Here is a 7516-nt window from a genome sequence, read left to right as displayed (position 1 = left end):
CTCAAATTCTTCTACTTTGAGTCCAGTCAAGCTTTGAAACACATGAGGTTTATTGTGGATAGCGCCGTAGCTCAACATCGTAAACACCTCGGTCTTCGAGCAACAACCCTTCACTTCTAAACTACTCTATTTCCGATTAAGTCTATTTATTAATTGTCTCACGAGACATAAATAAAAAGATGGGTTATAAGACACGGTATCAATGGGTTTCAGGCGCGTTGTACTAACTTTAAAAATGTATCTCATAAACGGTGAATTGCAGCACTAAAGTGGGGATTGCTACTGCTGCAATTTGGTTGCCCAATTGAAAAAGAAATTCGGCGCAGATTAGACAAATTATGGGGAGCGATCAAAACTTTGTGTTCATCAATTGAACAATGACTCTGTTCGTAATTCCATATCCTTCTAGTGCTTCTGATAATTCGCTGATAATTTTCTATACGAACGTGACCGCATCGCTATTAATGTGACGATTAGTCCGATCGCTCCAGTCACTGTAAATAAAAGCGCAATGCCTCGATCGGTTCCGGTGCCAAACCAATTACCCAGCAGCTCCACACCTGCGCCCGTGGTCATAAAGGGGATGAAGATGAATTGGGCGAGCGGACCGACCATAAATGCAGTTAGGGGCGATGCTGCTTGTTCAACACTTTGAGCGAACCCGAATACGCGCCCCTGACGTTCAGGAGGTATTACGGCTTGGATGATGGTTTGTTCTGAAGCTTCCACAACCGGAATCAGGCATAAGTAAACAAATAAACAACTCGTCAGCAGGACGATAGATGCCTGAATCGTAAAGAAAATAGCAATCGTCCACATGACAATATTGGACAGAAAGAGCGTTCGGAGTGGATTTTTTCCTAAGCCTTTCTTGGCGACAACTAACCCGCCAACGATGAATCCTAAGCTCAAGAACCCCCACAAAACGCCCCAGACTTGTACCGAAACGAGAGACAAGCCATAGGCATCCATTAGGGACATGAAGACTCCGCCTAAGAAGTTGTTGAAGCTATTGAAAAAAATCAGTGCGAAAAGTCCGGGGACAAGATGTATGGCTTGAATCGTTCCGGAAATATCAATACGGTTCGTTTGACCATCAACATGAATGATTCCCGGTTCAGGAATGGATACTGTCCATAAATGGATAATCACGAGAATGGTCAGTCCAATCGCAAAAACCAGCATCCAAAATACGCCGAGAAAACCGATTGCCAGACCGCTAAATATAGAAGCAACGAGGAATGATACGCCATTTGCAGTACCAACCAGACCGTTTGCCCGATCTCGTTTTGCATCCGGGATTAAGATCGTCACGAGTGTTGAAAGCGCGATCGCGCGTAAATTTCCAGCAATCGCACCAACTAGTGCGAGGATAATGAATACCCAAAGAATGACGCTTGAAGGATCGGTAAAGACCGATGGCTCTGTAGAAATAAAAATGATGTAGGCGAGTAGGTATAAAAACAGAGAACAGATGCTTGAAAGCATCATTGCTATTTTCTTTTTATATCGATCAACCAGAGAGCCGAGGAAAAATCCAGAGATGGCGACTGTCACGAGATACACACCTGCCATGACCGATGTAGCCAGTACAGATTTGGTTTGAAGATACACCCAAAACGTGACCGCAAACCAGACAAACGTATTGGTCAGCGAAGCCACAAGTGAGTTTACTAAAATCGCATTAAAAGTTTTGTCATCAGGTATGGATTTCGACATTCTATGAAAACTCCTTTCCCAGGCTACAAGGTTCGAGCCGCTCGAATTGAGGATTTAGCAACGCTGGCCCAGATCGAACGAGCCGCAGCAACCTTGTTTGTTGACACGCCTTACGCCTTTGTGATTGATGCTGAACCCCTCTCGTTAGACTTCGTAACCCAACAGTTTCGAGCCGGACGGGTATGGGTTGCTGTAGACGATCTTGATACGTCTGTAGGGTATGCGATCGCGCAGGATGTTGATGGAAACGCTTATCTACAACAAATTGACGTACATCCATCTTATGGACGTAGAGGCATTGGACGTGAACTTGTCGAGGCAGTTTGTGTGTGGGCAAAACGCCAGAACTATCGCCGGATTTTGTTATCGACCTTTCGTGACATTGAGTGGAACGCACCGTTCTATGCAAAACTTGGGTTTCAGATTTTGGCTGAGGTCGAACTCACCGTTGGTTTTCAGCAGCTCAGGCGTAAAGAAGCTGAGGCTGGATTGCCCATTGATCAACGTGTAATCATGTACCGTGACTTACAGTAGCCCAACAATACGATCTAAGTAGGCGGGATTAATTATTTGTACGATGGGTTAGCGATAGTGAATAGCGATCGCTTTCGCTTATCGATCGCTATTCCACGAGTGCAACAGCATCAGGGTTGGTGGCCAAGCGACCATCTTCCATATAAACAATGCGATCGGCAATATCCAAAATCCGATTATCATGCGTCACTAGCAAAATAGTGCAGCCTTGTTCCTTTGCCAATTTCTGCATCATTTCTACCACATCTCGTCCTGATTTTTTATCCAGTGCAGCGGTAGGTTCGTCTGCTAGAACAATTTTCGGATGACTCACCAAAGCACGCGCGATCGCTACTCGTTGCTTTTGCCCTCCAGATAGATTATCGGTGTAGTAATCAACACGATTTCCTAAACCGACTGTCTTGAGAATATCGGTTGCTATCTCATCCATATTTTGGTTTAGATAGCGATCGTGTAGCTCTAGAGACATTCGCACATTCTGCTTAGCTGTAAGGGAAGTTAACAGGTTGTGTGCTTGGAAAATATAGCCAATTTGCTGTCGCACTAACCTCATCTCGTTTTTACTCGCTCCATTCATTTCTTGCCCCAGGATTTTTAAGCTACCTTCTTGTGCAGAACGCAAGCCTCCCATTAGTGTTAGTAATGTCGTTTTACCAGAACCCGATGGACCAGTCATAATTACAATTTCTCCAGAATGGATGTCGAGATTGATATCAAGTAGCGCTTGTTTTCGGATTTCTCCTTCACCAAAATAGTGATTGAGCTGGTGAATAGAAATAACAGGTTCACTGTTGGAAAATTGAGTAGAATCTGAAGACTTTAGAGTTTGCATAGCGGCTTAGTTAGGGATAGGGTAATTGTTTAAGTTATGAAGGCAAAAAAGGATGACCAAACAAGTAGGCAACGCAATCAAAGATGAGGACTGCACCAAGGCAAATCAAAATGACGCGCAGAATTTTAGGGGCAAACTTGTTAATTGAGCGGTTGATGGCATTCAACCGAGCAGTAGCCGACTCTTGAAATACGATATAAATCCCTAGCAAAATAACCAGGGGCAGAACAAAAACCACATTGTAGATACCCAGAACAGTCATGGTGGAGAGTAAATCTAGTCTTGCTTGAATCACTCGTTCGAGTGCTGCTAGATAGGGAAGCGCTGTTGGAAATTCCCAGACAGTTACACAAAGTCCAAGTAAAAACGTATAAGTCGGTTTGAGATTTTTCGGATGTTTGACAGCTTTGGGCTTTTTAGCCGTGTTTAGTGTCCAGCCAACGGCAAGCATCACAGCGCCAATGATGAATTGGAGGACATAGATAATTGGGTTTGACAAAAATGAACCTGCACTGCTCATCAAGGTTGTAATTACCTTGCCAAAACCAAGAACGATGAGCAACCCAGCCGCCCAATAGGCCAAAAAGACACCAAGGATAAATAACACGGAACGAGCAATCGGTTTTGGAGTGCTGAGCAGGTAAACCTGAATTGCCGTTGCAGTTGGATTGAGGCTGTCAAGGGCTGCGATCGCAACCAGAGGAGCTATAAGCGTGTTCACCATTACATCAGGGTTTTATATGAGGGTTAAGGTTATTAATTGTGTGAAGTTAGAAAATATCAGCTGGGTCAGCAGACTGTAATTTCCTCATTGCGATCGCTCCCGATGCAATGCACATTACAAGCGTCAAAGACAGCACGAGTACGAGACGCTCAAGCGACATTTTGACAGGAAGTAGCGTCGCTTGTGCTATTAGTCCGTAAAGCCCAAGTGAAATCGCAAATCCCGGCATAAAACCAAGAATTGCTAGAATCAAAGCCTCCTGAAGCAAAATTCCAACTAGGAAGCGATCACCGTAACCCATTGCTTTGAGCGTGGCGTATTCGGGTAGGTGATCGGAAACATCAGAGTAAAGAATCTGATAAACAATTACCGTTCCCACCAAAAATCCCACGATAGTTCCGAAGCCAAAGATAACGCCGATCGGACTAACTTGACTCCAATAGTTTCTCTCCCGTTGGATAAATTCTTCTTTTGTCAGAACCAGCACATCATTCGGCAATTTTGCTTTTATCTTGGCTTGCACTTGCTTGATGTCTGCACCAGGTTTCAACGTAATTAAACCAACATCGATATCGTCTGCTTGGCGCTCTGGAAACAGACGCAAAAACGTAGAATCACTCACAATCAGATTGCCATCAGCCGAGAATGAGGCTCCCATTGTGAAGACACCAGTGACTTGAATTTGTAAGTCATTCAGTTGAGCTGGAAGCGGTTTAGATTGCTGAAGTTGACTAGCAACATTACCCAGATCGGGTCGCGCTGCCTGGTCATAAAGTACATAATTCAACATCTTGAGTTTATTCAATTCAGGTGCAGCATCTGGCACATCCATTGCTGGTTTACTGGGGTTGAAACCATAGATTTGTACCTGCCAGAAGGTTCGATTAGCAGGATTACGCCATCTTCCGATTCCTAGATAGAGAGAGTTGATAGAAGCTACGCCGTCTGTACCTGCTGCTTGAAATAGCCTAGAGCGCGAGAAGGGTTTGATGGTCTGCACGTTATCAGATAGAGAATTCAGAAAGAACAAGTCGCCCCGCAATCTGTAGTGCATTCCCGTAGCAGAAGCGTAGGCAGACTCCATCAGTCCAAGCTGGAAAAACATCAGGATATCGGCGAAGCCAATTCCAGCTAAGGCAACAAAGAGGCGGGTTTTTTCTCGCTTTACCTGTAACCATGCCAGAGGTGTTTTGCGAAGTAGTTTACGCAACATAAGTTAAGTATTTGAGCCAAGAAAGTATAAAGTTGGAGAACAGACAAGGGTTGAGAAATTGGTTAAAGCAGGAGTGTGTTTAAGACTGAACTATTTGATCTAAGTGAGCTGCTTCTTCAAGCTGGCGTTGCCGCAGCAGTAGAAATAGAGGTAGCGCTAACGAAACCCCAACAAATAAATTACTTGCAATGTAAACCCACAAGTTTTTCATCTTGAGCCGTGAACCTTCAGACCACACAAATATCCACAGGACAAGAGATGAGGCTACGACATCCATACCAAAGAACGCAGAAATTCGATTGATAAAAAGTTGCTCAAAAAAACGTTCTAAATCAAGTCCGTTTTCCAGCAAAAATGGAATGAGTTGGGAGTAAGGTAAAGCAATTCCCAGAATGCAAAGAATCAGATATGTGCTTTGAAGCATAGTAGTAATTTCCTGGTGTAGGTTTCTCTGATGACACGTAAGCAAAAATTTTAGATATCGGGCGACCGTTATGTTTTAGTTCAAACTCATTTCCGGTTGAATGGCTACCTGTACCTGCAAGTTAGTTAGGCTTGCAACTTGTTGACTATCCTTTGAATTGAGGCGAATTCTGACCTCAACGACACGGCGATCGAGGTTCTGTCCGGGCTGATTGCTGAAGACTTTTTGCTGGCTGACTTGCAACCCAACTTGGCGAACCGTTCCCCGCAGTTCTCCAGAAATCCCCTCACCCGTAACGATCGCTGATTGACCGCTGCGAATCTTGGCAATGTCGCTCTGGTAAATTTCTGCAACCACTTCCATTGGGTCAGTCTTTCCCAAGTCAACAATGCCTTCGTCAGCGATCGCCTCGCCGGATTGGGTGTAAACTTCCAAAACCTGCCCTGCGATCGGTGCGCGAATGGTTGCCTCTTTCAACTCAGCCTCAGCCCTTTTAACTGCTGCAACTGCCTGGTTTATCTCCATTTGCGCCACACGGACATCTTCAGGGCGAACTTCGGCAATCTGGTTTAGAGTAGCCCTAGCTCGATTGCTCTGGGCACGCAATGTGTCAGCCGTCCTATTCTGACTGGCTTTAGCTTCGTTAAGTTGTGCCTGGGCCGTTTCCAACGTGAGTCGCCGTTGGTCGAGGTTGGATGCCGAGAGTGCCCCCTCCCGATACAAACCTAGATAGCGGTTATAGTCTGCCTGTGCGACATTAACCTCGGATTGCCGCCGAGCAATAATGGCGGTTTGAGTCGCCATTTCGCCCCGCAACTCTTCTTCGAGACGAGTAATTTCAGCTTGCTGAGCGGCAATTTCCCCAGATTGTGCCCCTGCTTTGACTTGAGCCAGTCTTGCTTGGGCTGTCCTAACTCGTTCCTGTGCTTCGAGTAAAGCCATTTGCAGCCTTTCGCGACTATCGAGAATCGCAATCTCCTGACCTACCTGAACGCGATCGCCTCGTTTAACCAGCAGTTGAGCAACCCGATCATTATTTAGCGTTGCTGGGGCAGCCACTCGCACTACTTCTGAGGCGGGTTCTAGTCGTCCCAACGCTGTGATTGGCTGAATAGTGGGTGCAGCCGGTGCCACAGGTTCGGCAGGCTTTTGTCCAAACTGAGAAATGCTGTAGTAGAGTGAGCCACTTGTGATGGCAATTCCCGAAACAATAAGTGCGCTCGTCCAGCGATTAAGAGGCTTTAGCCGTTGCAGGATGATTGAGTTTTTCATTTTTCTATATAATTAATCAACATTTTTCCAAGGAGTGTGACTTGCTCGAAAATTGGGATGTCATTCCCTTCCAAGCGCATTAACATCAAGCCCATAAGTTGACTCATCACAAAGTCTGCAAGGGCAAGGTCTGAAATTCCAAACAAGTCGGCAAAAGCCTGCCTGTCCCGTTGTCTGATTCGTTCAAAGGCTGGGTTATTGCGAACTGCCTCGATACCTTGCTGCTGACAAAAATCAACCATCATACAGATGTCTTTAATCAGACGGTCTTCGTACCTAACTGCGAAGTTGGCGAGTGCCTCAAATCGCTCCGATAGCGTTTGCCCGTCTTTTAATTCGCTGGCGAAGATTTGGAGATACTCTTGACTCATTTCTTCAACCAGTTGCTCAAACATATCCTCCTTGCGTGGGAAGTAGTAGTAGAGTGTTCCGGTTGATACGCCCAACTCTTTAGCAATCTGTCGAGTTGTGATGGAAGCGTATCCTTTCTGGGCAAACAGGTCAAAGCACTTGTGGAGCAACTCTTTGCGATATTGCTCATGGTCAACAATCTTCGGCATCTATATTTTAAATCGGGCAACCGTTATTTAATGTAATTTAACGGTAGCACAGGGTCAACTGGGCGAGTACTCAACTTGCGTCATCTTCAGTATCTGGTTTAGGGCACACGTCACGCCGCGATCAATAGACCTCTTGCACGAATCAGCTAACCAGAGCTAGCTCAAAGTTGATGATGCCTGCGAGTAGATGCACTCGGCGCGTAAAGTGCCGCCGTCGATTCCGATAGCGCTCAGCCAA

General features: G+C 45.6%; 8 protein-coding genes. 1 reads left to right on the top strand and 7 read right to left on the bottom strand.

Going from position 1 to position 7516, the window contains the following annotated elements; translation table 11 throughout:
• Window positions 1–405 precede the first annotated feature (405 nt).
• The gene (locus NC996_RS27930; RefSeq protein WP_190690719.1) at window positions 406–1719 is read right to left on the bottom strand and encodes an MFS transporter; all 1314 of its coding nucleotides are present in this window, start codon (window positions 1717–1719) and stop codon (window positions 406–408) included.
• Window positions 1720–1722: 3 nt separating this feature from the next.
• On the opposite strand from NC996_RS27930, the gene NC996_RS27925 reads away from it, so the two are divergent.
• Entirely contained in the window at window positions 1723–2253 is a 531-nt protein-coding gene (locus tag NC996_RS27925) for a GNAT family N-acetyltransferase (RefSeq protein ID WP_190690716.1), read from the top strand.
• A gap of 88 nt (window positions 2254–2341) precedes the next feature.
• Here the strand turns inward: NC996_RS27925 and NC996_RS27920 are convergent, their stop codons facing one another.
• From NC996_RS27920 to NC996_RS27895, 6 genes are all read right to left on the bottom strand, one after another.
• Complete coding sequence (locus tag NC996_RS27920) at window positions 2342–3085, bottom strand: DevA family ABC transporter ATP-binding protein (RefSeq protein ID WP_190690714.1); 744 nt, start codon at window positions 3083–3085, stop codon at window positions 2342–2344.
• Between the two features lie 34 nt (window positions 3086–3119).
• A complete protein-coding gene (locus tag NC996_RS27915; protein WP_190690712.1) occupies window positions 3120–3809 on the bottom strand; it encodes a GAP family protein in 690 nt (229 codons plus the stop codon).
• Window positions 3810–3855: 46 nt separating this feature from the next.
• On the bottom strand, window positions 3856–5022 hold the full coding sequence (gene devC / locus NC996_RS27910) for an ABC transporter permease DevC (RefSeq protein WP_190690710.1): 1167 nt from the start codon (window positions 5020–5022) through the stop codon (window positions 3856–3858).
• Between the two features lie 79 nt (window positions 5023–5101).
• Entirely contained in the window at window positions 5102–5446 is a 345-nt protein-coding gene (locus NC996_RS27905) for a DUF2834 domain-containing protein (RefSeq protein WP_190690708.1), read from the bottom strand.
• Window positions 5447–5521: 75 nt separating this feature from the next.
• A complete protein-coding gene (locus NC996_RS27900; RefSeq protein ID WP_190690706.1) occupies window positions 5522–6718 on the bottom strand; it encodes an ABC exporter membrane fusion protein in 1197 nt (398 codons plus the stop codon).
• Window positions 6715–7278 carry a TetR/AcrR family transcriptional regulator gene (locus NC996_RS27895; protein ID WP_190416288.1) on the bottom strand — a complete coding sequence of 188 codons (564 nt, stop codon included), beginning with the start codon at window positions 7276–7278 and terminating at the stop codon, window positions 6715–6717. Before NC996_RS27895 ends, NC996_RS27900 begins: the two co-directional genes overlap by 4 nt.
• Window positions 7279–7516 lie beyond the last annotated feature (238 nt).

The organism is Trichocoleus sp. ST-U2, from assembly GCF_039961875.1.
GTDB lineage: Bacteria > Cyanobacteriota > Cyanobacteriia > Cyanobacteriales > FACHB-T130 > FACHB-T130.
This window is presented reverse-complemented; position numbering and strand designations above follow the sequence as displayed.